This window comes from Rhizobium sp. NXC14, from assembly GCF_002117485.1.
GTDB lineage: Bacteria > Pseudomonadota > Alphaproteobacteria > Rhizobiales > Rhizobiaceae > Rhizobium.
Genome location: NZ_CP021030.1, coordinates 1,123,911 through 1,147,939, shown reverse-complemented (window position 1 = coordinate 1,147,939; position 24,029 = coordinate 1,123,911). Strand labels below are relative to the sequence as shown.

The following is a 24,029-nucleotide window of genomic DNA, read 5'->3' as shown; positions in this document are numbered from 1 at the left end:
TATGTGATCCGGAACGGCCTGCAGGTGGAAGGATGTGCCGTTTATCCGAGCTCGTCGATCTCGCAATCACGAGATGAGGTGTTGAAAGGCCCTTCCGACGAGCCGCAGCTCGTCGAACTGCGTCACAAATTCATAGGATATGACAAAGAAACCGGAGAAGAACAAAGCTGGAAAGCGCTCCTCAGCCGTTAGCAGAGACGGCATCAATAGCTTCTGAAGAGGGCGTGCAACCAGAAGGGCTGTGCACACGCCTACAAAAGCGCCACCCAGGATGTCGGTCGCATAATGATAGCCAGCATAGATGCGCGGCAGGCAAATCACGAACGTCGACCAGATGAAGCAGGCCGCACCAAGCGGTCGGGATGCACGCCACATCGTTGTCGATACCGCGAAGGTCAGCGCGGCATGGTCACTGGGGAAGGAACTCCAATGCTCAAGCGCTTTCGGATCAACGCCCAAAGGCAGCACGAAGTCGGGATTGCCTGAATGCAGCGGCCTGAGACGCTCTGGCAGAAACAGTTGTATAAATCGCGATATGCCAATTCCGAAGAACATGTCGATGATGCATTCGACAACAACTGGCTTCCACTTATTTCGAAAAAACCATAGAAACCACAATAATATAAATAAAGTCAGAAATTTTACAGTGTTCAAGTCAAGAAAATGAATAATGAACTTATTCGCTATAATCGACTTGAATGAATATTGACCCATCAGCTTCATCACGAAGGTGTCGAGACCGTTCAGCATTGAGAAGCCAGCCAATTTCTTTGGTTTAGAATGATCTACGATGTATAGTTATGTCATCATCCCATTAAGACCACTCCGCGCAGCCGGCGACACAGCAATAGTGCTCGATAATCAGGTTAGCACCCGGCGCCGATGATGCCTTTATGCCGTTGTCCACTCATAGTGGTTACAGCAAATTCGTTTGCACCGGCTCCCCGGCGTTGCTGATGATGGTGGAGCCATAGGCCTCGCGCGATATCACCCTGATTGCATCGTTTGGCAGCGGGCGGGCGAGCGCCTTCGCCTCTTCCCAAGGGGCGCGCATCCACACGTCGACTTCTTCTTGCGTCAGCAGCAAGACCGGCATCGCCTTTCCGTGGATCGGTTTGACGACGTCGTTGGGGTCGGTGGTCAAGAAGCCGTAGAGGTCGTCGGTCGTAAGACCATCCTTGACTTTCCGAACGCTTTGCCATTGCGGAACGTGGATCCCAGCGAAGAACATCAACGGCCTACTGTCGTCACGGGCGAACCACGCGTTTGGCGTGCTTCCACCGTCCTGTTTACTGGCGGGATCGGGTTCGGCAAAACTGGTCACCGGCACTATGCAACGGCTCTGGACGCCGAACCATTTCTTCCAGTGCGAAACATTGAGGTTGCGGACGTTGGTGACGCCCTTATCCGGCTCCATCCGGATGAGCATGTCCATGTCGACGGGCTTGGCTTTTTGGCGCAATTTCTCTGCCCGGGCCTCAGCTGCCTGTTTGATCACGAAGAATGGCGAAGGAAGACCCCATCTCGCATGGACAAGCTGCTTGCGGCCATCTGGTGTGTTGCGGACGATCGGGCCCAATTGGTCCGGGTTCATCTGGTAGGCCGGCATCAAGTTGACCAGACTCTCGACGTCTTGAGCCCACTTATTGACCCAATCCTTCGCATCCATCCGGTATAGATTGCACACATCTCCCTCCTTCGGCCTCCAGGCCCCATTGCGGGCCACTTCGTCCGTATCGATTAACTGGCCGTCCCAGCGATCCCTGAATTGCTCTGCAGCTTCGCGGCTGCTGAAGCAAAAGACAAGATAGCTATCCCACTCGATCGACGCCCTATAGCTCTTCGATCTGCTGTCCAGTGCGAGCGCCGCGGTGATGACCGTACCCCGATCGTGAACGGAATAGGGGTGTTCGCCGGAGTGATAGTTGCCCCACCAGAGTATGACGTGATGAGGAAGATCAGTTTTTAGGCGCCAGCGGGCGCTAGGGTTATCTCGGCGCGACGCCATCCTACAAAACTCCGTCTTCCCAGATTGGTTTTTTGACCGACGTCACCTTGACCAGTCGGCGCACTGGAAGCTTGCCGATTTCAGCCCCCCAAATCTGGACGACCTTCAGGTTCATGTATTCCCTTCGGTCGCAGAGCTCACACCGGAAGCGGCCGGCCAAGCGATCGAGGCTCACGTCCTTCGTCAGCTTCAACAGATCTCGCGGAAAAAACCGGTAAGTCCTTCGACACAGCTGGCACGTTACCTCGAGCAATTGGTTAGCATCAGCCGCGTCGCGCAGGGTCCACCCGCGCAACTTCTTGGCATAGTTGATCTCCGGCATGGTCAGTCTCGGTCGTATCTCGGCCGCCACCCACGCGTGATCCCTCGGCCCATAGCGCCTTCGGTCAGCACTAGCTGCCAGCGAAGGTGACGGATGTCTGCCAGGAGCGTTCCTATCGCCGCTTGCACATCGCCTTTGTGATAGGCAAGCACCTCGGCAATCTCGTCATCAACCATGGCTTCGCCAATCGGCTGCTCGCGCATCCCGTGCTCCATACTTTAGTTTTCAGATTGGCGGCCGCACGCCGATGTTCTCATTATGTTCACGCGGAGCGATGGAGTCAATAATCCTCTGTTTCTTTTCGAGGGCGGCTGAATGTCGTGGCAGTGTGGAGGGCGGTTCCGCCTCTCAGCGAAGCTGACGAGTCAGAGGACGCTGCGGACCGAGATTAACCGGGCTGATGATCTCGGGGCCGGTATTCTTCAGATTGTCAACGCCCGTGCCGATCGGCCACATGGTCAAAAGGTCGGCCGAGTATGGCTTCATCAGGTCGGATGGATTTGGATCAGGAGATAGCCAGCGCTCATAGTCTTGCCGACGGAGAATGACTGGCATTCGTTCACTGATTGTCGTCATCATCTCATTCGGCGCGCAGGTGACGACGGCGAAGGTGCGGATATCGATGCCGGCTGGGTGGCGCCAGAGCTCCCAAATGCCTGCGAGAGCAAACAGAACGTCCGTCTTCATCGCGATAGCATAGGGTTGCTTGTCTCGGCTGTGAGCGGAGATCAACTTCCACTCAAAGAATCCGTTGACTGGAATCAAGCAGCGCCGAGACCGGTAGGCAGGCCCGGCGAGTCTGTGTGCGGCAATCTTTTCGCAGCGAACATCGACCAATGGGCGACGCCGGTCGCTAGGCGTTCTAGATGCCGGCGCCAGTCCCCACTTTGCTATTGCAAAGACCGGGCCAACGATACCGGTTCCCGGCGCTGCTTCCTGGATGATGATCGGATAGACTTGGCCTGGTGAGCCGTTGTATCGAGGGATGCGGTCAACCAAGCCGTCAAGCTCGCCGTATCCGGCGAAAGAGAAACTACGCGCGAGCTCGTGAAGCGGTTCTTTGATGTAAACGCGACTACACATTCGGTATTCCATGGGGAAACTACTTATTTAGATATAACCCTCCCTCAGCAGGTCAAGGCAGCCGAAATGTTTTCCCCGCCGCGACTTATGAAGTGTCAATACTCAATATGGGTCAATTGCATTTTAAGATATGGCTGTTCAACTTGCGGTATGACAACGGCGTCTTCAAGGAGAATGACGGTGCCGGACATGGTCATGCGATCTCGGCTGCCGTAACCGTTATTCCGACGGGTTGGAGAAGCCGCGGTAGAAGCGTGTCGGCTGCAGCAGCGAACTGGTGATGTTGGCGATGATCGGCCCATCCGCCTCGCTCTTCGCCTTCGCTTCCTTCCACTCCGGATCGGCGATGAACTCGGACCATTTTTGCTCGCGCTCCGCCAGCGACCGCCATTCGAGCAGGTAGGTCAGATCGTTGCTGGAAGAACCGATCATCGTTGTCCAGAAGCCGAGTGAGCGGATGCCGAGCCGTTCCCAGATCGCCAGCGTCGCGGTCTCGAAACGCTGTTGCAGTGCCGGCAGCCTCTCCGGCAGACAAGTATAGATGCGCAATTCGTGGATCATCGGATGCCCCTCATGAATGCCCTTTGGAGCGTCCTCAAGCCGCTCACGGTAATGAGGGGCAGCTTATAAAGTTTCGCAAGGTAATCAATGGTTCCGCGGCGCGCCATCCTCGAAAGCGAGGATCGGAGCTCAGGCGCATTCCGAAAACCAGTGCGAACTGACCGGCCCCGGCCGCATGCTGCCCCCCAAGCCCGTCGAGGTATTGGCGGGAAGATTTCAGTGTGCGCCGCCCGTTTCCTCCTGTGCCCTCACGATGGCGTCCGCTTCCTTGCCGTATAGCTCCTCGAAGTGATCGAAGGTCTTGGAAAAGTAACCAATGCCCTGCGTCGCCGAGCGCAGCGCCCGCGCCAGATCGTCAAGCGCGCCGCCCGGAACAAGTGCCCGGAAGATGTCCCATCCCTTGGCGTTTTCATCCCGGTCGAAGCCAAGAACCTGACCCTTGAGAGCGGAAACGATCTGGACGAGGCTGCCGGAATAGATCGACGGAATGTGAATTTCGCTGCGGAAGACCGGTTGCATCAAAACGGCCGACCCTTCGGAAAGCGCCTGTCGCACTCCCATTTTCGAAGCAGTCCTGAAGGCGTGTTCCGAACTGTCGACAGCATGGTGCTGACCATCGAACAGCGTTACGCCGACATCGATGACCTGGAAGCCGAGCGGCCCTTTCTCCATCGCTTCGCGCGCGCCTGCTTCGACGGCAGGGATGTAGTTGCGCGGAACGACGCCACCCTTGACGGTTTCGCTGAAGGTGAAGCCCCGGCCACGCTCGTTGGGGCGAATGCTGAGCTTCACATCCGCGAATTGCCCGGCGCCGCCGGTCTGTTTGCGATGCCGGTAGTGAATCTCGGACGGCTTCGCGATAGTTTCACGATAGATCGGGCGGGGCGTTCGATCTGTTACCTCGATGTGGAAGACGTCGGACAGGGTTCGGCAGAGATCGCGCAGATGTACCGGGCCCTGGGCGCGGACGAGCTGGGCGCCGGTGCCTTCCTCCTGCAGAACGACAAGACCGCGATCCGTCTCGGCAAGTTTTGCCAGCGTTTCGGAGAGTTTGTTTTCATCGCGTTCGCTGCCCGGGACCAGGATCCTTTCAAGCATCGGCGTCGGTGGCTCGGTCCATTCGGGCGGGGCGACCGCTGCGTTTGATGTCAACAGCGACGGGACGGGCAAGTGGTCGGACTTGACTGTTGCGAAGACATCCCCCGGTGCAGGCGTGATCGCCGAACTGGACCGTCCGTTTGCGGGATCCTGCACGGCGCCGAGGCCGGAGCCGCCGAGTGATGCGCCTTGCCGCAGTCCCTCGCCAAATGCACGCACCAGCACCGTCTTGCCGATATTCTGACGATGATAGGCATGGAAGCTCACGGCGGTCAGCTTGTTTTCATCGACATTGCCCGCACGAGCCAGGCGCTGTCGAAGAGCCGTGACCTGCGGCGCCTCGTGGCGCAGCGCTTTCATCAGCCTCATCATGCCGTTGCCGTGACTTGCGGCGCCGATCAGGACCGGAATAATCCTGTTTTCGCTCAGAACCCGCGATGAAATGGCATAGAGCGCGTCGCTGGGCGGCTCGCGATCTTCGATCAGTTCCTCAAGAAGCCAGTCATCGAATTCGGACAGGTGTTCCAAAAGCTCGCTGCGCGCTTCCTGCTCGCGCTCGGCAGCACTTTCGGGGATTGCAATCAGCGCCGAAGTCTGGCCTTCCCGGTAGCGCCACGCCCGTTCGGAAATCAGATCGCAACTGCCGACGATCTTGTCTCCCTCGCGGATCGGGATCTGGCGAAGCAAAAGCGTGTGGTTGGCGTAGTCTTGAAGCGCGGCGATCACATCCCTCAGCCGCCCTCTCGGTTCGTCCATCCGGTTGACGAAGAGGATGCAGGGCGTCCCCGAGGCTTCGATTATCCGCAGATAGGGTGCGGCGAGCACGGCCTCTTCGGGAGCCGGAGAAGCACACAGAATGCAGGCGTCGCTGGCAAGAAGCGCGTGCTGCACATGCGCCAAGGCTTCGTTCGGTCCCGGCGCATCGAGCGCGCACCACGCCTCATTTCCAAAGGTGAATTCCGTGAGGTTCAGTCCATAAGGGGAGCTGGATTTTCTCGGCGTTCCCTCCAACGAGCCGAGCTTTTCGACGACCGTCGATTTTCCAGTCTGCGAGGGTCCAAGTACGGTAAAGCAACGCATCGGCATTCCTCCAACTGCCATAAACACAATTTTCAGCCATCATAGGATGCCCTGAACCGCTGCAAGGCGCCAGAGGGGTTCAGTCCCCTTGCTCCGCTACACGATCCATGCCTCTATTTAACTTTAGAGGGGTGAGCTTCAACGTCATGGCATCACGCACGAAGATAGCCGCTTCGCGGCAGCGCGGAGCTGGGGTCGACCTCCATCCCCAAGCGACAACGGAAGGCTTGAGGATGAGTGTCTTGCGCAAGAATTCAACTCGGGTTGGCCCCGGCTACCCACAGGTCGTTGTGCTCGTCGGCGCGACGGGCGATCTCTCAAGGCGCAAACTACTGACCGGGCTGTTCCACCTCACCAATGCGGGCTTCATCCCAGGATGTCGCATTATCGGCGTCTCGCTCGACGACATCGATGCCGATGCCTTCCGCACCATCGCCCGTGACTCACTGGACAAATTCTTGACTCGCAAGTTCTCGCCGTCCGAATGGGAAGCGTTTGCCGCATCGCTCGACTATGTTCCGCTCGCTGCCGGCGCCAATGCTCTCAAGGAAGCGGTCGATAGAGCCGAGAAAGCACTGGGCGCCGAGACGCGGCGCGTGCATTATTTATCCGTGCCACCAAGCGCCGCCCTTCTGGCCGTGCAACTTCTCGCCCAGGCTGAGCTGACTGAACGCTCCCGTATCATCATGGAAAAGCCCTTCGGCACGGACCTTGCCAGTGCCGTTGAACTGAACAACAAGCTGCACGAGGTGTTCGACGAGAAGCAGATATTCCGGATTGACCATTTCCTCGGCAAGGAGCCGGCGCAAAACATCCTGGCCTTCCGATTTGCCAATGGCCTGTTCGAACCAATCTGGAACCGCAACTTCATCGACCATGTGCAGATCGACGTTCCGGAGACGCTCGGCCTTTCCACCCGCGCCGCCTTTTACGAGACCACCGGCGCCTATCGTGACATGGTGGTGACCCACCTTTTCCAAATCCTCGCCTTCATGGCGATGGAGCCGCCCACTGCCCTTGAGCCTGCGCCGATCTCGGAAGAGAAGAACAAGGTGTTCCGCTCCATGTTGCCGATTGAGCCGCGCGACGTGGTGCGCGGTCAATACATCGGCTACCGTAAGGAGCCTGGCGTCGATCCCGAAAGCGACACTGACACCTTCATCGCCTTAAAATGCGCCATCGACAACTGGCGCTGGGCTGGCGTGCCCTTCTACCTGCGTACCGGCAAGCGCATGGCCGAGGGGCAGCGCATTATTTCCATCGCATTCCGCGAGCCCCCGAAATCGATGTTCCCTGCGGGCTCTGGCGTGGGGGCGCAGGGCCCTGACCACCTTACCTTCGACCTTGCCGATGCCTCCAAGGTCTCGCTTTCCTTCTATGGCAAGCGCCCTGGACCGGGCTTCCGGCTCGACAAACTCTCGCTGCAATTCGCCATGAGCGAAACCGGCCTGATTGGCGAAGTTCTGGAGGCCTATGAGCGTCTGATCCTCGACGCCATGCGCGGCGACCACACGCTGTTCACTACGGCCGAGGGTATTGAGCGGCTCTGGGAGGTTTCCCAATCTCTCCTCGATAACCCGCCGCCCGTACGCCTCTACGACCAGGGCGGCTGGGGGCCGAAGTCGATCCACCAACTCATTGCCCCGCACGCTTGGCGCCTACCGTTCGAGCGCGCCTGGAGGGATGCGGCAAAGCGTGATTGAGGGTCAACAGTTGGATCGGTGCCGGGCGACCAGAATGCGCCGACCAATTGCATGCGGAGCGTCGGGGCGGCCCTCTCTGGCTGCAGCCGCAGGTGATCGGCCGCGACAAGGAGGACGGCCGTGTCGCCGAGCCGGAGGACATCCGCATCTGGAATGGCTCCCTTTGCCGGCGGCCTCCGTCCCCCACGTTGAGAGGCGTCGTCACGGCGGGTCGCCGCTATGGCCGATGCAGGTGTCAGGTAGCTTAAGCGCCGACGGCGTGGTATTCTGTGGGGAAATTTCAAGGTGAAGCTATGCGCCGGTTTCTTACATCGGTGGCGTTGTTTTTTTCAGCGACAGTGGCGGCCGCTGGGGATCCCTTGTTCGATGCCATTTCAGCAGGAAACACCGTTGCCGTGGAACAGTCTCTGGCTTCGGGTGCCGATGTCAACAGCCGCACGCGCGATCAAGCAACACCACTCATCAACGCCGCGCTTGAAAATCAGCTTGCCGTTGCCGAGCTGTTAATAGACAGACATGCCGATGTTATGGCGAGGAATTCAGGCGGCTTTACGCCCCTTCATGCTGCGGCATTTTCGGGTAGCCTACCCATCAGCAAACTGCTCCTGGACCATGGAGCAGTTCTCGACGATGCATCCAACAAAGCCGGTGTTACGCCCCTCATGGTTGCGGGCGAAGAGAACCATGTCCTCCTAGCCGAGTTTTTGCTTACCAAGGGGGCCGATGTCAACCACGCCGAGGTTCACGGCTACGCGCCAATCACGAGGGCCATGTGGAAAGGCAATTTCGATATCGTCCGCCTGTTCAAGCGACATGGTGTGGCCTGCCCTCCGGGCAGCATCCTCGGCGCGGCCAATTACGCTAAGTGCATGGAAATACATGATTAAGACAGGAGGAGCAGATGCATTCTGGAAACGGGACACGATGCATTGGCCGTTCTTCGGCAATGATCGGTCTGGCTGTCGCAGGTGCAGTCAGCGGATCACCAGCCATGGCCGACGATTCCGTAAACACGGGCTACTTCGGCGGTGTCGCTATCATGGGGTACGACACTGTCGCCTACTTTACCGAAGGCAAAGCGACGAAAGGCTCGGAAAAAATCTCCTACGAATGGATGGGGACGCCCTGGCATTTCGCCAATGCCAAACATCGTGAGATGTTTATGAGCGAGCCGCTTAGATACGCGCCTCAGTACGGCGGCTACTGCACGGGCGAGGTGAGCGGCGGGTCCGTCACCGTCAACATCGATCCGGAAGCCTTCAAGATCGTCGAGGGCAAGCTTTACCTGATGTATGACAAGGCGGATGCGGAGGACTTTGCCGCGCATCCGGCGGACACTGTGGCCAAGGCCGATGCCAAATGGGCGAAGGTCGCGGCCGATCTCGAGCTGGATCAGTACCACTGACGGACTGACAAGCGCCTATTGGGCCGGTGAAAAATAGAAGACCTTGGTTGAATTTGCGTAAGCATAGCTGGTTTCGCCAGCCGGGTTTGCGTGTCTATAGACCGGGCCGCAATCGGCTCGCCCAAATGCGTTTTCACTTTGCTCGCAAAGCAGGTCCCCTTTGACAGAAATCTTCTCGGTCATCATTTGGGACGCCGAGCGGAATGCGGCCTTTCCGTCCACTTGGACTTGCATCAGCGCAGGGCTATCGGACGGCTCGGTCTTTCCCCGCAGAAGCTTGCCCATGACGGTGGCAGCGATCTCGGCACCCTTCAACCGATTTTGCTCGTCCCCCTGGAAGCGGAACGGCCATTCCGGCAGCCCCGCCTCGCGCAGCGCGTCGAGGATAAATGCCAAATCCTGGTCTCTGAAATGGGCACTGCCCAGCCGCCATGACGCGAGGCAGTCACGCCCCCCCATGAGACGTTCGGCCTCGGCGACAGTCGCTCGAGCCTCATCAATGCGACCGACACGGACATAGGCCATGGCGAGAGCGGTAACGAACTCGCCGTTACCTTGGGAGCCATAGCCTGCGCGTTTGAAACTGTCTATCGCCCTCTCGTAGTCGCGTTGCAGATAGAAAATCATGCCAGCCGTATATCGGTCGACAGCAGAGGGGTTCGGATCAAACCTGAGCGCCTTGTCGACCGCAGCAGCGGCGTCGGCGTGATTGCCCGTTACCAATTGAACATATGCGGCCGCCATATGGGCCTCGGCATCGGCGGGCCCGAGCGACACGGCCTTCTGCGCCGAGGCGATCGCCTGGTCATAACGTCGGTCCACGACCTGCATGATAGCGAGGACCGCATAAGGCGACGGTAGTTCGGGATCGAGGGCGAGCGCGCGACTTGCCTTGTCGTATGTTCTTTTTCGCGCCAGGGCACTCTGGAGGACGTCGTCATATGCGCTTCGCCAGACAAAGGCCGACGCATGCGCATCGGACGCGAAGGCTTCAGCAAAGCCGCTGTCGAGTTCCTCGGCCTTGTCAAACAGCGCCAATGCCTCCAGCATCCGAGAACGACGGCCGGTACGGGCCGCCTGCTCGGCACGCAGATAATAGTCATAAGCTTCGAGATTGGCGGTCGGGGGTCGGGCAATTCGCTCTACCTCGGACGGGGTGAGTTCCAGACCGAGCGCATTGGCGATCTGGCGGCTCATCGCATCCTGGACAGCAAACACATCCGCCCCGCTGCGATCAAACCGATTGGCCCACAGATGGTCGCCGCTCACAGCGTCGACCAGCTGCGCGTTGACGCGCATCAGGTCGCCCATGCGCTGAACACTGCCCTCCACGACAAAGCGCACGCCGAGGTCACGGCGTATGTCTGCCAGCAAGTGGGGCTTATCCTTGTAGGCAAAGACGGAATTCTGTGAAATGACATCAAGTTTCGACAACCTGGTGAGGTCGGTGATCAGGTTGTCGGTAATGCCGTCGGCGAAGTAATCCTGGGTTTGGTCACTCAAGTTGGCGAAGGGTAGCACTGCGATCGATGCGCGTTGCTTCTGCGGCCATTGCCAGGCGACGACAGCCGCGCTGGCAAGGATCAACAGCGCCGCGAGCGCCAGCAGTGCGATACCTCGTGACCTTGGCCGAGGGGAAAAGACGACCGTGCCGATGTGCCCTGGGTCAAGCAGAACGCGATAGACGCGAACCGGGTCCGCAATGTTTTTCAGTCGATGCTCGCCGAGTGCCGAGAAGCCGACATCGACCTTGTGCACAACATGGTCGAATGCGGTCCCGGATATGAAGATTCCGCCAGGTTCGGCAATTGCCTGCAGACGGGCGGCTATGTTGACGCCGTCGCCATAGATGTCATCGGCTTCAACGATAATGTCGCCAAGATTGATCCCGATGCGAAATCGAATGCGCTGCTCCTCGGAAACTCCTTGGTCTCTGCTGGGCATTTTCCGCTGGATGACGGCCGCACATTGAACCGCGTCCACAACGCTGGCAAACTCGACGAGTGCGCCGTCACCCATGAGTTTGATGATCCGGCCATGATGCTCTTCGATGGCGGAATCAACCAGCTCCCGGCGGCAGGCCTTCAACCGCTCGAAGGTGCCGCTCTCATCCACTCCCATGAGACGACTATAGCCTACCACGTCAGCGGAAAGTATCGCGGCGAGACGCCTCTCCATTTCTCTGCCCCACGATTTTGATACAGGGAGCTGAGCATCTTACCACGACCGAGGGCGCGCTGGCACAGGAGTCCGGTCTTTTCGCTAATTTGGGGGCTAGCCTGTTTTCACTTTCGTTCCGGCGCCAGCACGAAATCGTGCTCGACCTGCCAGAACGATCCTGCGAAACCGAGCTCCCTTGCCCTCGTGGGGTCGTCCATCAGCTTGAATTCGGCCAGCAAACTCTCCTTGACGCCGAATACCGCATCGGAATGGATGTAGCGATCGTCGGGATCGAAAATATGGGTCGTCAGCGTCTCAAACCCGTCTGCCTTGATAATATAGTGCAGATGCGCAGGCCGGTAGGGGTGACGGCCGAGCGCACCGAGCAATTGCCCCACGGGACCATCATTTGGGATCGGATAGTATTTCGGCTTCACCGCGCGGAACCAATAGTGTCCGTCCTTGCCGGTGCGGAATACGCCGCGCAAATTGAAATCGGGCTGGATGCCCTTCTGCTGGACGTCATAGAACCCTTCGTCATTCGCCTGCCAGACGTCGAGCACCGCGTTTTCGATCGGGCGGCCTTCGGTATCGAGGATTCGGCCGCTGATCACCATGTCCTCACCCTTCTGGTCGAGGCAGATATTGGCGCCCATCGGCAGTTCCGGCGCATCCGCGACATGGAAGGGGCCGAGAACCGTGCTTTCGGACGCGCCGGATGGTTTACGGTTGTTGATTGCGTCGACCAACATCGACACGCCGAGCACGTCCGACAGCAGAATGAATTCCTGCCGCCAGTCGGTGCAGGTGTGACCGGTGCGGGTGAGAAAGAGGATCGCTTCCATCCATTCGTCCTGGGTCGGCTCCAGCTCTTTCACCGCCTCATGCAGCTTGCGGGTCACCACCTCCATCACCTGCTTCAGCCGCGCATCGAGTGCATTGGTGTTGCGGCCGGTGACAACCTCGACAGAGTTTTCCTCAGTGAAATAGCCTTTTTCTTCAAAGCTCATTGTCGCCTCACCGATCCAGAATTGCTTTCAATGCACGACGCAGCTCGTTTTCCGGATCGGCGACTGCGGCATGCGAACGCCAGCCGACATGATGGTCCGGACGCACGAGCAGAACGCCGGCATCGCGGATTTCGCGGGCGCGCGCCCAGTCTCCCGTCAGGTCCTGCCATTCCTGCCGCGGGCCGATCTTATGAGTCGTGATTGGCAGGCCGAACTCCTTCGACAAAGCCCTCGCCGCCGCAATCCAGCCGTCGCCACCGATACCGGTCAACAGGGTGAAGACGCCATGACCGGTGAGATCGAGGCTCGATACTTTCCTGCCGCTGTCGTTGAACAGCCAGGCATGCGGCAGCCGCGCGCCCGGCCACGTCGTCGGTTGGAAATGCAGCTCGGCATCCTTCTCGTAGGCTGGCTCCGGCTGCCCGTCCTTGACGACGGCATTCGAAGCGTAGCGATGGTTCATCTCCACGCCATGCGCGTCGAACTCATAGACCTTATAGGCGATCGCCTCGCGGATTGCCGTGCGCTGGCGTTCGGCGTCGGCGGTATCATCGCAGCGCGCATCCATGTTCTGCTGCATTTTCACCGGATCGACGGAATCGAGCAGACCCAGCGACTTGAAGATCGGGCCGAATTCCTCGATCGACTTGTTGGCGCGGGTAACGATCTGCTTGGCAACCGGCGCACGTTCGGCCTGGTAGCTCTCGAGCAGGCCCATGCCCGCCTGACCCTTGAGGACCAATGCGAGTTTCCAGGCGAGGTTGAAGCCATCCTGGATCGAGGTGTTGGAGCCGAGGCCGTTCGAAGGCGGATGGCGATGGACGGCATCCCCCGTGCAGAACACCCGACCGTTCGACAGACTCGTCGCGTACATGTTGTTCACAGTCCAGGTCGAAACGGATTTGATCTTCGGCTTGAGATCGGCAACGCCGACCAGTTCGCGCACGACCTTGGTGGCGAAAGCATCGTCGACCTGAGGCGCGGGCTGATTGATGTCGTAACCCCAGACGATCAGCCATTCGTTCCATGGCCGCACCATGCGAACAAGGCCCATGCCGATGCCGCCGACATCGGCGCCAGGCTGCAGCACCCAGTAAAGCACCGACGGGCGATGGGCGACATAGCGTGAGAGATCAGCCTCGAACAGAATGTTCATCGAGCCGGCAACGCCCATCCTGCCTTCGAAGGTCAGGCCGGCATGCTCCGCCACCTTGGAGTTGCCGCCATCAGCGCCGATCAGGAATTTCGAGCGGATCACCAGCTCCCTGCCGGTCATGCGGTCGAGACAGGTGGTCGTGACCCCTTCGGCATCCTGAACATGGCTCACATACTCCGTCGACATGCGCGCCTGCGCGCCCCGCGAGCAGGCTGTCTTGAACAGCAGCGGCTCCATGTAAGTCTGCGGCAGGTCGTTCATGCGGGCGGGCGATGAAAGAAGGTGCTCGGCACGCGACAGCGGGTGGTTGCCCCAGCTCTGCATGCGGCCGATTTCCTCGCCGGCAACCGCCGTGCAGAAGACATTCTGCCCCATCAGATCCTGTTCGACCGCGAAGAGATAGGCCTCCTCCTCGACGTCGCGACCGAGATCGCGCAGAACCTCCATCGTTCGCTGGTTGGTGATGTGCGCGCGCGGCGTGCTAGCCAGCCAGCGATAACGGTTGATCACCATCGGCTCGAGGCCGTAGGTCGCAAGCAGCGCTGATGTCGCCGAGCCGGCGGGTCCCGTACCGATGATCAGAACGTCGGTGGTGATGTCAGCCATTTGGCCCTCCCTTTTCATCATGTAGCGTTGATCCGCCTCTCAGCAGGCGGCGGACCGGAAAGAGTTCCCAACCGGTACGGCTGGATATGAGACCCCAGAGACCGCGTGGGGCGAACAGCATCGTGACGATAGCAAGCGCCCCGAGCGCAAGGAGATACCAGGAGCCGTAGCTCGAAAAGGCATTTTGCAGGAGGAAGAAGACGAGCACGCCGACCAGCGGGCCTTCGATGGTGCCGATGCCGCCTATGACGACAATGAACACGACATAGGCGGTCCAGTCGGTCAGCGAGAAGGCGGCTTCCGGCGATATGCGCGCCTTCTGCAGGTAAATGAGCGCACCGACCATGCCGGTGACGGAAGCGGTTGCCAGATAGACAAGGATCTTCAGCCGCCGCGCATCGACGCCGAGCGCACGGGCCGCTGTCTCATTGTCGCGCACGGCAGCAAGGCCAAGGCCCTGCTTGCTGCGCAGCAGCCGATAGATGAAGCCGATCGTCAGCGCGACGAGAGCCAGCGCCAGCCAATAGGTGAGCGCATCGGCCGCGGCCGCGGAACGCATGCCGAACCAGTTCTTCAGCACCGAAATACCGAGCATATCCTTGGTGGCTTCGCGCGGCAGCGAAGTTCCCGTTCCGCCGCCGAGCATCTTCCATTGGGCGAACAGCAACCGCCCGACTTCGGCGATGACCCAGGTGCCGATCGCAAAATAGGGGCCGTAAAGCCGGAAGGAAAAGAAGGCGGCTGGCGCTGCGATCAGCATTGCAAAGAGGCCGGCGAGCGGAATGGCGAGGATCGGGTCGACGCCGGCAAGAATGACGAAGCCGAACAGCGCATAGGCGCCGGAGCCGACAAAGAGCTGCTGCCCGACCGAGATCAGTCCGGCATAGCCGGCAAGCAGGTTCCAACTCTGCGCCAGCGCCAGCATCGTCAGGATGAAGAAAAGATCCTGCACGACGCCGCGCGACACCATGAAGGGTGCAGCGGCGAGCGCGGCCGCCGCGACAAGCGAGAGGATGATGAAGATGCTCGAAAGCCGCGTCCGCGTTTCCACCCGCCAGCCCGGCGGTGCAGCAATTTCGCTCGGCATTGTTTCGAAACCCGGAGTCATGGCGCCCTCAATCCACGGCGCGAGGGAAAAGACCGCGCGGCCGGAAGACCAGCACGAGCAGGAAGGCGATATGCCCGGCAAGAATCTGCCATTCGGGATTGACCGCAGCGCCGACCGTCTGGGCAACTCCCAGGATGACCCCGCCTGCAAGCGTGCCCCACAGCGAGCCGAGACCACCGATGATAACGGCTTCGAAGGCGTAGATCAGCCGCGCCGGCCCAGCCGTCGGATCGAAGTTCGCCCGCATACCGAGATAAAGGGCAGCAACCGTCACGATCATCATCGCAAGCCCGGTCGCGACGGCGAAGATCGTATTCGGCCGAATGCCCATCAGGCTCGCCGTCACCACATCGTCCGAGGTGGCTCGAAAGGCGCAGCCGAGCTCGGTGCGGTAGATGAGCTGGTTGAGACCGACGATGACGAGGACTGCCGAGGCAAAGGTGATGAGCGGCATCAGGCCGGCGCCGACACCCCCGAATTGCAGCGAAGCCGTTTCGAGGGCGCCCGCGGAGATCCGCCGGCTATCGGCCGTGAAGCCCTCCAAAAGACCGTTCTGAATGACGATCGACAGGCCGAAGGTGACGAGCAAGGGTGGCAGGATGTCGTTGCCAAGGGTGCGGTTCAGCAGGTGATATTGCAGCAGCCAACCGACGGCGAACATCACGGGTGCGGCGATCAGCGCAGCCAGGAAGGGATTAAGCCCCAACAAAGAGACAAGCACCAGGATCAGGAAAGCCGCCAGGACGATGAGATCGCCATGGGCGAGATTGACCAGGCGCATGATGCCGAAGACGAGGCTGAGACCTGCCGCGAACAGCGCATAGAGCCCCCCGAGCAGAACACCTTGCAGAAGCGTATCAAGCCAGTTCATGGGTGTCCGCTCCAAAATAGGCCGCATGGATATCGGCGCGATCGAGTTCTGCGGGACGGCCAGTCAGGGTGATGCGGCCCTCCATCATGCAGTAGATACGATCGGCCACCTTCAGCGCCTGGGCGATATCCTGCTCGACGATCACGGTGGCGGCACCCGCAGCACGGATATGGGAAAAGGCGGCATAAATGTCCTTGATGACCACGGGGGCGAGGCCGAGGCTCAGTTCGTCGCACAGAAGAACCTCCGGGTTGGACATCAGCGCCCGGCCGATGGCGACCATCTGCTGTTGCCCGCCCGAGAGCGCCGTCGCCGGATTGCGGCGTCTCTCCTTCAGGACCGGAAATAGCGAATAGATGCTATCGAGCGTCCAAGGTCCAGCGACGCGGCGGCCATAGCGGCCGATCTGCAGATTTTCCTCGACCGACAGCGACGAGAACAACTTCCGCCCCTCCGGCACGAGCGCGATGCCGCGCCGCACGACATCGGATGCAAGCATTGCCCCAATCGGCTCGCCATGGTGCAGGACCATATCGGGCTTGTTGGCAATGACACCGGCGATCGAGCGCATCAATGTCGATTTCCCCGCGCCATTGGCGCCGATAATGGCGATGGTCTCGCCCGCCTCAAGCCTGATATCAACCCCGAGCACGGCCTGGAAATCGCCGTAGGAGGCCGTAAGGCCGCGAGTTTCGATGAGGCTCATCGTCAGACCTCCATCCCGAGATAGATTTCGCGCACCTCGCTCGAACCCATGATCGCATCGGGCTTGCCGATGCCGATCACCCGGCCGAAATTGAGCACGAGGATGCGCTCGGCCACAGCTGTAAGAGCATGCAGCACATGCTCGATCCAGATGATGGCGATGCCGCGCTGGTGAACCCGCTTGATCGTCGCGATGAGCTGGCGGCATTCGCCTTCCGTCAATCCGCCGGCGATCTCGTCGAGAAGCAACAGCTTCGGCTGGGTGGCGAGCGCACGCGCCAATTCCAGCCGCTTGCGTTCAAGCAGGGTCAACGATCCGGCAGGCACATTGGCTTTGGCGATCAAGCCGGTCTCGACAAGGATGTCCGCGCACGAAGCCGAGACATCGCTTTCCCGCGCCTTGGCACCGAAAGCACCGGCAACCAGCAGGTTTTCATAGGCCGTCAGACGCGCGAAAGGCTGCGGGATCTGGAAGGTGCGGCCCATGCCGGCAAGGCAACGTTGCATCGGCGGCACATGGGTGACATCGCGGCCGTCGAACTGGATCGATCCTCCGGCAACGGAGAGATTGCCGTTGATAAGGTTGAACAGCGTCGATTTGCCGGCGCCGTTCGGCCCGATGACGCCGAGCGCCTCGCCAGGCTCGACAGAGAAGCCGATATCCTCGGCGACGACGAGCGCGCCGAACGACTTCGAGACTCCCTTCAATTCCAGTAGGGGCATTGTCGTTCTCCGTTGGCGGCCGCCCGACCGAGTGCCGGGCAACCCTCCTTTCACGCAAGGGCTTCGAGCTTGCCGCCAAGCGGTACGTTCGGCGCCAGCCCGTTTTCGACGACGACGAGATCGTAGCCGCCGCCGGATTTCAGCCGCCATTGGCCGCCGACCAGCGGCGTCTTGGCGACATTCTTTTGCGCGAACGGCGGCAGTTTCTCGTTGCCCCAGGCAACCGGCCCGATGAGCGTGTCGAGCTTGGTCTCGCCGATCGCCTTGGCGACGGCATCGCCATCGCTCGCATCCTCGCTCCGCGTCATGACATCGACGGCGAGCTCGAACAGTGCATGGGCAAAGCCGATCGGCTGGGTCCATGGTCGGCCGGTTGTCTTGGTGAAGGCAGCCGCCACTGCGGCTGCGGTCTCGCCCGTCAGCGACGATTTGAACGGATGCGTCGGGGTCCACCAAACCTCGGTCGAGAGATTGTGCCCGGCATTTCCCAACGCTTCGACGGTCTGCGGGAAGAGAAGCGCCTTGCCGATCGAGGCGACCTTGGGCTTCAGGCCTTGCTGCTTGGCCTGGTTCCAGAAAGTGGTGAGGTCGGGTGGGATCATCACCCCGGTCAGGATATCGGTGCCTGCCTGCTTGAAGGCATTGATCTGCGCCGAGAAATCATCCGTGAGGTTCTGGTAGCGGCCGGTATCCGTCAGTCCGTAGCCGAGCTTTTCCAGGACCGGCGGGAAGCCGACGACCTTGTCGCCCCAGGCATTCCCGTCACCATCGTTCGGGAACAGGCCACCGACCTTTTTATTCGTCTCGATTTGGCTCCACATGCCTGTAAAGACGGCGATGATATCCTCAAGGCCCCAGAAGAAATGATAGGCGTAATTGAAGGGCTTCCAGGAGGCCGGATCGCCGGGATTGCCCTGCTGGCCGATGAACCAGGGCTGCCACGGCGCGACCGTGGAAATGCAGGGCATCTCCTCGCCCTCGCAGGTCGTGGAAACCGGATTGGTCGTCTCCGGCGTCGAGGATACGAGCATCAGGTTGATCTGGCTGTCGACGATCAGCTCCTTTGCGACCTCGGCAGCGCGGTTCGGGTTCGACTGGCTGTCCTTGACCACGACCTCGTAGTTCAGGCCCTTTGCCTTCGTCGTCGCCAGAAAGGCATCGATGACGAACTTGTCGGCCTCGCCGAAAGCGGCGAGCGGCCCCGTCTGCGGGCTGACATAGCCAAGCTTGATTGCCGCATTCTTGGCAATCGCCGGCATGGGCAGGCCCGACGTTGCAATCAATGCGCCGCCGGCCGCCGTCGTCTTCAGAAAATCGCGTCTCGTGAACATGTTTCCTCCTCCCATTGTCTCTCCTCCCAAAGAGCGCGCCCGCAGGCGCCTGTGTCTCAGTCCGTCGGCCGCCGGCCCTCCCAAGCGTCCTGCAGAAGCTGGCGGATCGCACTCCGTTCGATCGGTCGCGGATTCCAGTAGGGATTCTCAACAGCGATCGCAGCCGCGCGATTGAGATCATTTTCTGTCAGCCCGAATTCCTTGAGCGATAAGGGCGATCCGATCGCCCTGGCGAAATCCCAGAGCCCGCCACCGATGGCGCCGCCGAAAATATCGGCCGCGCCTGCCAGCTCCGATGCCGCGGCTGCGGCATTGAAGGCGGCCGTATGCGGCAGCATCACCGCATGGGTTTCGGCATGCGGCGTATCGAAGGAACCGCCGAGCGTATGACAAATCTTGTGATGCAACGCCATGCCGACCGTGCCGAGCACCGAGCCGCAGAGCCAGGCGCCGTAAAGGGCATCGCTGCGCGCCTCGGCGTTCTTCGGATCGTTGACGATAACCGGCAGGCTTCGGGCAAAGGCGCGCAGGCCTTCCAGCGCCATCAGGCTCGAAATCGGGTTGCGGTCTTGCGCGTAAAGCCCTTCGATCGCATGGGCCATGGCGTTCAGCCCACTCGTCACGCTCATGGCGACCGGCAGGCCGAGCGTCAGCTCGGGATCGTAAATCACGATCTCCGGCAATATGCTGGCATCGCGCACCGTCGTCTTGCGGCCGGCTTCGGTCTGCCCGAGGATCGGCGTCACCTCCGAGCCGGCATAGGTCGTGGGAATGACGATCTGGAGAAGATCGGTGCGATAGGCAACCGCCTTGCCGAGCCCCGTTGTCGATCCGCCGCCGAGGGAGACGACACAGTCCGCCGCGGTTTCCGCCACCACCCGCATCGCCGCCTCCGTCACCTCGACCGGCGTGTGCATGGTCGCGCCGGAGAAGACGCCGCAGGCAAGCGGCCCGATCTCTTCGGCCAGCGCGTCTGCATCAGCCTTCTGATGCGGCGTCGAGAGGATCAAGGCCCGCTTGCGGCCGGCTTTGGCGACCCATTGCGCGACCCGATTGCGGCTGCCGGCACCGAAGACGATTTGGGCGGGACTGCCCGCATAGGAAAAATCCCGGGTCATGCCGCCCTCCCCGGCTTTGCTCGAACCATCACGAAGGTGAGGCTCAACGCCTTGGCGGGCTGTCCATCGATCTCGGACGGCTCGAAGCAGACAATGAGCTCGGGCCGCACGCCGAAGAGGGCGTCTTCGCCAAGGTGTGGATCGCTCGCATCGTAAATCTGGGTGGTGATCGTCTCGAAGCCCTTGGCACGAACGACGAAATGCAGGTTCGCCGGGCGACGCAACGGATAGCCCGCCTCGGCGAGCAGCCGCCCGACCGGGCCATCGTCCGGCACGCCATAACCCGACGGCATGACGGAGCGATAATGGAACCGTCCGTCGATATCGGTATGGAAGAGGCCGCGCAGATTATGTTCCGGCTGCAAATCCGGCTGCTGGTTCTCGTAAAAGCCCTCGGCATTCGCCTGCCAGGTGACGACCTCGGCGCCTGCGATCGCAAGGCCATCGAGATCCTGCACCCGCACGGCCACCGCAAGCGGCTCGCCGATGCCGTCGAGCGAGATCGAAGAGCCCGATACCCTTGCTGGCGCATCATTGCGGAAAAACGGTCCGCGAATGGTATTCGGCGTCGCCGCTTTCGGTCGCCGCGAATTGATTTCCTCGACCAGGGCCGACGCGCCGATGAGATCGGACAGAAGCACCCATTCCTGTCGCCGCTCGTCCGAGGCATGGCCGACATCGGTCAGGAAGGCAATAACCTTGCGCCACTCGTCCTGGGTCGGGCGAAACTGCTTGATGAGATCATGAACATGGATGACGGCGGCAGCGATCAGCCGTGACAGATTGCCGTCACTGCCGGCGGAGAAGCGTTCCGAGAAAACCTCCGCCGACGTCGCCTCGCTGAATGTGAGCGCCTTTGCACGCTCCGCCATGCTCATCCTCCACGATCTCACGTGTATCCGAGATTGATACTAGCAGTCGGAATTGCATGGATTGATGATTTTGTTGCAAAACAATATAACGGATCGTTATGAAGTTCGATGAACGTCACCTGATCCAGCTTGCCGCCGTTGTCAAAACAGGCGGCGTAACCGAAGGTGCGGCCTTGCTCGGCCTCGCTCAGCCTGCCGTTTCGCGCACCTTGTGCATGTTGGAGAAGCGCGTGGCCGAGCCGCTCTTCGTCAAGGGTCGCCGGCCATTGCAGCCGACGCCGTTTGGCCTTTCGCTCGCCGAGCACGGCCTCGTCATGCTCGCAGCCTCGCGCAAAGCCTCCGATCTCGTCGAAAGCTTCCGCGTCGGCAAGAGCGGCGTCGTGCGGATCGGCGGCACGCCCTTCTTCATGGATGCGCTGATTGCCGGACTGTGCGCAGAGTTTCAGACAAGCCGTCCGGACGTGCGGATCGATCAAAGCTACGGTTATTTCCCGGATCTGCGCGCCGCGCTGAAGGCAGATCAGATCGACCTCGCCATATGCCCGATCGACATACTCGACGAGGGTTCCGGGCTCGAATTCCAGCAGATCCTCCCGGGCCGCAATGTCGTGGCCTGTCGGGTAACCCATCCGCTGCTTCTGAAACGGCGGCCGCAGCCGAGCCATCTGCTCGACTATCCGTGGATTGCGCCGCCACCCGGAAGCCCCCTGCTGGCGGACCTGCGGGCACTGCTGCTCTCCTTCGGCGCCACCGAGATCAAGATCCGCTACGGCGGCGGCTCGCTGATGAGTGTAATCAACTACCTGAAATCGGCGGATGCGCTGACCATCATGCCGCACAGCGTCGTCTTCGCGCAGCGCAAGGAAAAGACGATCACCGCACTGCCAATCACGATCCCTCATCCAGAGCGCGCACTTGCGATCCTCAAGCGCGTCGATGCTCCACGAGCTCCCGCCGTCGATCAATTTGCCGAATTCGTCCGCCTGGGTTTCCAAGATCTTCGGCACTTGATCAAACGTCATGAGGAGTCGGTGATTTGGGGAGTTTGAGAGCCCCCATGAGATACGAACCGGGACCGCGTTCTGGGCTAGAAGTCCCATATCTCAAATGTTCCAGGAGCAGGCCCGGCTGCGGCCGAGAAGGAATGACCGATTTGGGGCCGGGAGCGGTCGTCGGCCTATCGGCTCTCAAGAGAGAACTCGACGCCGGCGGCCACAAAGAGGGATGCGGCTTGATGGAGGTGGAGGTCGCCTGGGCTTTAGCCCTTACCTTTTGTTGACTCACCCGCCCTTGAACAATAATTTGGGAACTTGGTCGTGGGGCTTGTCCTCAAATGACGGATCATTCTCTTCAGCGTCGCCTTGCCGTCATCGTCGTTGCCGATGTGGTGGGATATTCACGCCTGATGGAGGCTGATGAAGTGGCGACGCTTGAGAACCTCAGGAAACTCCGTTCTGGCGTTATCGAGCCGGCTGTGTTGCGTCACAAGGGTCGCATCTTCAAGGTCGTGGGCGACGGCTTCCTGATCGAATTCGCCAGCGCGGTGGACGCGGTCGACGCAGCCTTGGAAATGCAACGAGCCACCACCGCTGTTGAGGGTTCCGAAGACCGGCGCCTGCTTTTGCGCGTGGGCGTCAATCTCGGAGATGTCATCGACGACGGTTCAGACGTCCTCGGCGACGGGGTCAATGTCGCGGCGCGCCTCCAGACGCAGGCCGCGCCGGGAGGTATCTGCATTTCAGCCAGCGTTCACGGCGAGATTGTCGGCGAGATCGCCGACCAGTTCTTCGATGCAGGTGAACGCTACTTGAAGAACCTGACCCGCCCAGTCCACGTGTGGCATTGGCCGGATGCGCTGCAGAGCATATTGCCGCTGCCGGAAAATCCCTCGATCGCTGTATTGCCGTTCACGAATATGAGTGGGAATGAAACGGATGAGCCTTTCGTCGACGGCTTGACTGAAGACCTGATCACCGACCTTTCCCGCACTGCTGGCCTGTTCGTCATCGCGCGCAATTCCGTCTACGGCTACAAAGGCAAGCCGATCGACGTACGGCTCGTCGCCCAGGAACTCGGCGTCCGCTACGTCCTCGAGGGGAGCGCCAGACGCGCAATGGGCCGTGTCCGCATCAATGCTCAATTGGTCGACGCGCTTGGCGGCCAGCACTTGTGGGCCGAACGGTTTGACAGGACGTTGGAAGATGTTTTCGAGTTGCAGGATGAGGTCAACGCCAAGATTGTTGAAGCTCTCGTCGGCCGGCTGACCATTCCGACGCCGCGCAATCGGCCGAAAAACTTCGAGGCCTACGATCTGTGTGTGCGCGCCCGCCTGTTGACGGAAGAGTCGCCGCAAACCGAGCGTGAGGCCTATATGCTGCTCCAACGCGCGGTCAAGCTCGAGCCATCCTATGCCGAGGCGCTCGGTCTGCTCGCCTATAACCGTTGGCTTGCCTGGACTCATTTCGGCGAGCCCGAAGATCCTAATCGTCGGATGGCGGTGACATCAGCGCAGAAGGCGGTCGACCTCGATCCCAACGATGCCGGCTGCCGTTACGTTCTGGGGACCATTCTGGCTTATGAGCGGCGATGGGAGGAATCCGAGGCCGCCTTCGCCATGGCCCTGAAACTCGACCCCAACCACGCCGATACCTGGGCCGCCATGTCTGATATGTCCGTGCTGGACGGCAGGATTGCCGACGGACTGGCGCAGATCGAAAAAGCTCTGCGGCTCAATCCCTATCCAGCCTGCTGGTATCTTTGTCATCTTGGCCAGGCGCAATACGCTGCGGGTGACTATGAGGCGGCAACCGCTACACTGCGCAGGAAAGAAACGTATCGCACCAACTCACGCAAATTCCTGGCTGCTGCGCTTGCGCAGTTGGGCCACCATGAGGAGGCGCGGCGAGAAGCGGAATTGTTCCTGATCGCCCACCCTCATTTCACGATCGGCCATTGGCTCAGCTCCCAGCCGCTGCGCGATGCATCTGTACGGGACCACTTTGTCGACGGCTTCCGAAAGGCTGGCCTGCCGGAGACGTGACAGCGGGAGGGGGACAGTCCGGACGCGCTCAGGACTTGATCAACGGAAATGCGCTGCGGCGCATTTCTG

The 24,029-nt window shown here is 60.4% G+C and carries 22 protein-coding genes; 5 read left to right on the top strand and 17 right to left on the bottom strand.

The window, feature by feature from the left end; genetic code table 11:
* Window positions 1-66 precede the first annotated feature (66 nt).
* The 7 genes from NXC14_RS05640 to NXC14_RS05610 all read right to left on the bottom strand — a co-directional run bounded on the left by NXC14_RS05640 (window position 67) and on the right by NXC14_RS05610 (window position 6,152).
* Complete coding sequence (locus NXC14_RS05640) at window positions 67-750, bottom strand: phosphatase PAP2 family protein (RefSeq protein WP_085777324.1); 684 nt, start codon at window positions 748-750, stop codon at window positions 67-69.
* A 166-nt stretch (window positions 751-916) separates the two neighbouring features.
* Complete coding sequence (locus NXC14_RS05635; protein WP_085779999.1) at window positions 917-1,687, bottom strand: SOS response-associated peptidase; 771 nt, start codon at window positions 1,685-1,687, stop codon at window positions 917-919.
* 322 nt (window positions 1,688-2,009) lie between these two features.
* Window positions 2,010-2,330, bottom strand: a complete 321-nt coding sequence (locus tag NXC14_RS05630) for a hypothetical protein (RefSeq protein WP_085777323.1) — start codon at window positions 2,328-2,330, stop codon at window positions 2,010-2,012.
* Window positions 2,331-2,332: 2 nt separating this feature from the next.
* A complete protein-coding gene (locus tag NXC14_RS05625; protein WP_085779998.1) occupies window positions 2,333-2,533 on the bottom strand; it encodes a hypothetical protein in 201 nt (66 codons plus the stop codon).
* Window positions 2,534-2,678: 145 nt separating this feature from the next.
* Entirely contained in the window at window positions 2,679-3,413 is a 735-nt protein-coding gene (locus tag NXC14_RS05620; RefSeq protein ID WP_085777322.1) for an SOS response-associated peptidase, read from the bottom strand.
* 219 nt (window positions 3,414-3,632) lie between these two features.
* On the bottom strand, window positions 3,633-3,974 hold the full coding sequence (locus NXC14_RS05615) for an NIPSNAP family protein (protein ID WP_085777321.1): 342 nt from the start codon (window positions 3,972-3,974) through the stop codon (window positions 3,633-3,635).
* A 216-nt stretch (window positions 3,975-4,190) separates the two neighbouring features.
* A complete protein-coding gene (locus NXC14_RS05610; protein ID WP_085779997.1) occupies window positions 4,191-6,152 on the bottom strand; it encodes an elongation factor G in 1,962 nt (653 codons plus the stop codon).
* 233 nt (window positions 6,153-6,385) lie between these two features.
* On the opposite strand from NXC14_RS05610, the gene zwf reads away from it, so the two are divergent.
* The 3 genes from zwf to NXC14_RS05590 all read left to right on the top strand — a co-directional run bounded on the left by zwf (window position 6,386) and on the right by NXC14_RS05590 (window position 9,260).
* A complete protein-coding gene (gene zwf / locus NXC14_RS05605; RefSeq protein ID WP_085777320.1) occupies window positions 6,386-7,855 on the top strand; it encodes a glucose-6-phosphate dehydrogenase in 1,470 nt (489 codons plus the stop codon).
* A gap of 293 nt (window positions 7,856-8,148) precedes the next feature.
* Window positions 8,149-8,742, top strand: coding sequence for an ankyrin repeat domain-containing protein (locus NXC14_RS05595; RefSeq protein ID WP_085777318.1), 594 nt, complete (start codon window positions 8,149-8,151; stop codon window positions 8,740-8,742).
* A gap of 59 nt (window positions 8,743-8,801) precedes the next feature.
* Complete coding sequence (locus tag NXC14_RS05590) at window positions 8,802-9,260, top strand: YHS domain-containing (seleno)protein (protein WP_085777317.1); 459 nt, start codon at window positions 8,802-8,804, stop codon at window positions 9,258-9,260.
* Between the two features lie 15 nt (window positions 9,261-9,275).
* Here NXC14_RS05590 and NXC14_RS05585 read toward each other — a convergent pair whose 3' ends face one another.
* The 10 genes from NXC14_RS05585 to NXC14_RS05540 form a co-directional block, all read right to left on the bottom strand.
* On the bottom strand, window positions 9,276-11,438 hold the full coding sequence (locus NXC14_RS05585; RefSeq protein ID WP_085777316.1) for a tetratricopeptide repeat protein: 2,163 nt from the start codon (window positions 11,436-11,438) through the stop codon (window positions 9,276-9,278).
* 107 nt (window positions 11,439-11,545) lie between these two features.
* The gene (locus NXC14_RS05580) at window positions 11,546-12,430 is read right to left on the bottom strand and encodes an intradiol ring-cleavage dioxygenase (RefSeq protein ID WP_085777315.1); all 885 of its coding nucleotides are present in this window, start codon (window positions 12,428-12,430) and stop codon (window positions 11,546-11,548) included.
* Between the two features lie 7 nt (window positions 12,431-12,437).
* Window positions 12,438-14,192 carry an FAD-dependent monooxygenase gene (locus NXC14_RS05575; protein WP_085777314.1) on the bottom strand — a complete coding sequence of 585 codons (1,755 nt, stop codon included), beginning with the start codon at window positions 14,190-14,192 and terminating at the stop codon, window positions 12,438-12,440.
* Window positions 14,185-15,300, bottom strand: a complete 1,116-nt coding sequence (locus tag NXC14_RS05570) for a branched-chain amino acid ABC transporter permease (protein ID WP_085777313.1) — start codon at window positions 15,298-15,300, stop codon at window positions 14,185-14,187. The genes NXC14_RS05575 and NXC14_RS05570 overlap by 8 nt, the downstream gene beginning before the upstream one ends.
* A 7-nt stretch (window positions 15,301-15,307) precedes the next feature.
* Window positions 15,308-16,171 carry a branched-chain amino acid ABC transporter permease gene (locus NXC14_RS05565; protein WP_085777312.1) on the bottom strand — a complete coding sequence of 288 codons (864 nt, stop codon included), beginning with the start codon at window positions 16,169-16,171 and terminating at the stop codon, window positions 15,308-15,310.
* On the bottom strand, window positions 16,158-16,877 hold the full coding sequence (locus NXC14_RS05560; protein ID WP_085777311.1) for an ABC transporter ATP-binding protein: 720 nt from the start codon (window positions 16,875-16,877) through the stop codon (window positions 16,158-16,160). Before NXC14_RS05560 ends, NXC14_RS05565 begins: the two co-directional genes overlap by 14 nt.
* 2 nt (window positions 16,878-16,879) lie before the next feature.
* The gene (locus NXC14_RS05555; RefSeq protein ID WP_085777310.1) at window positions 16,880-17,599 is read right to left on the bottom strand and encodes an ABC transporter ATP-binding protein; all 720 of its coding nucleotides are present in this window, start codon (window positions 17,597-17,599) and stop codon (window positions 16,880-16,882) included.
* A 50-nt stretch (window positions 17,600-17,649) separates the two neighbouring features.
* Window positions 17,650-18,930: an ABC transporter substrate-binding protein gene (locus NXC14_RS05550; RefSeq protein ID WP_085777309.1), complete on the bottom strand. Its 1,281-nt coding sequence runs from the start codon at window positions 18,928-18,930 to the stop codon at window positions 17,650-17,652.
* 56 nt (window positions 18,931-18,986) lie between these two features.
* Window positions 18,987-20,048 (bottom strand): maleylacetate reductase, encoded by a 1,062-nt coding sequence (locus NXC14_RS05545; protein WP_085777308.1) that lies wholly within the window; start codon window positions 20,046-20,048, stop codon window positions 18,987-18,989.
* Window positions 20,045-20,920 (bottom strand): dioxygenase, encoded by an 876-nt coding sequence (locus NXC14_RS05540; RefSeq protein WP_085777307.1) that lies wholly within the window; start codon window positions 20,918-20,920, stop codon window positions 20,045-20,047. Before NXC14_RS05540 ends, NXC14_RS05545 begins: the two co-directional genes overlap by 4 nt.
* Before the next feature lie 98 nt (window positions 20,921-21,018).
* Between NXC14_RS05540 and NXC14_RS05535 the strand changes: the two genes are divergently transcribed.
* Together NXC14_RS05535 and NXC14_RS05530 are read left to right on the top strand one after the other, a co-directional pair.
* A complete protein-coding gene (locus tag NXC14_RS05535) occupies window positions 21,019-21,969 on the top strand; it encodes a LysR family transcriptional regulator (RefSeq protein ID WP_085777306.1) in 951 nt (316 codons plus the stop codon).
* A 284-nt stretch (window positions 21,970-22,253) separates the two neighbouring features.
* Window positions 22,254-23,960 (top strand): adenylate/guanylate cyclase domain-containing protein, encoded by a 1,707-nt coding sequence (locus tag NXC14_RS05530; RefSeq protein ID WP_085777305.1) that lies wholly within the window; start codon window positions 22,254-22,256, stop codon window positions 23,958-23,960.
* Window positions 23,961-24,029: the final 69 nt, after the last annotated feature.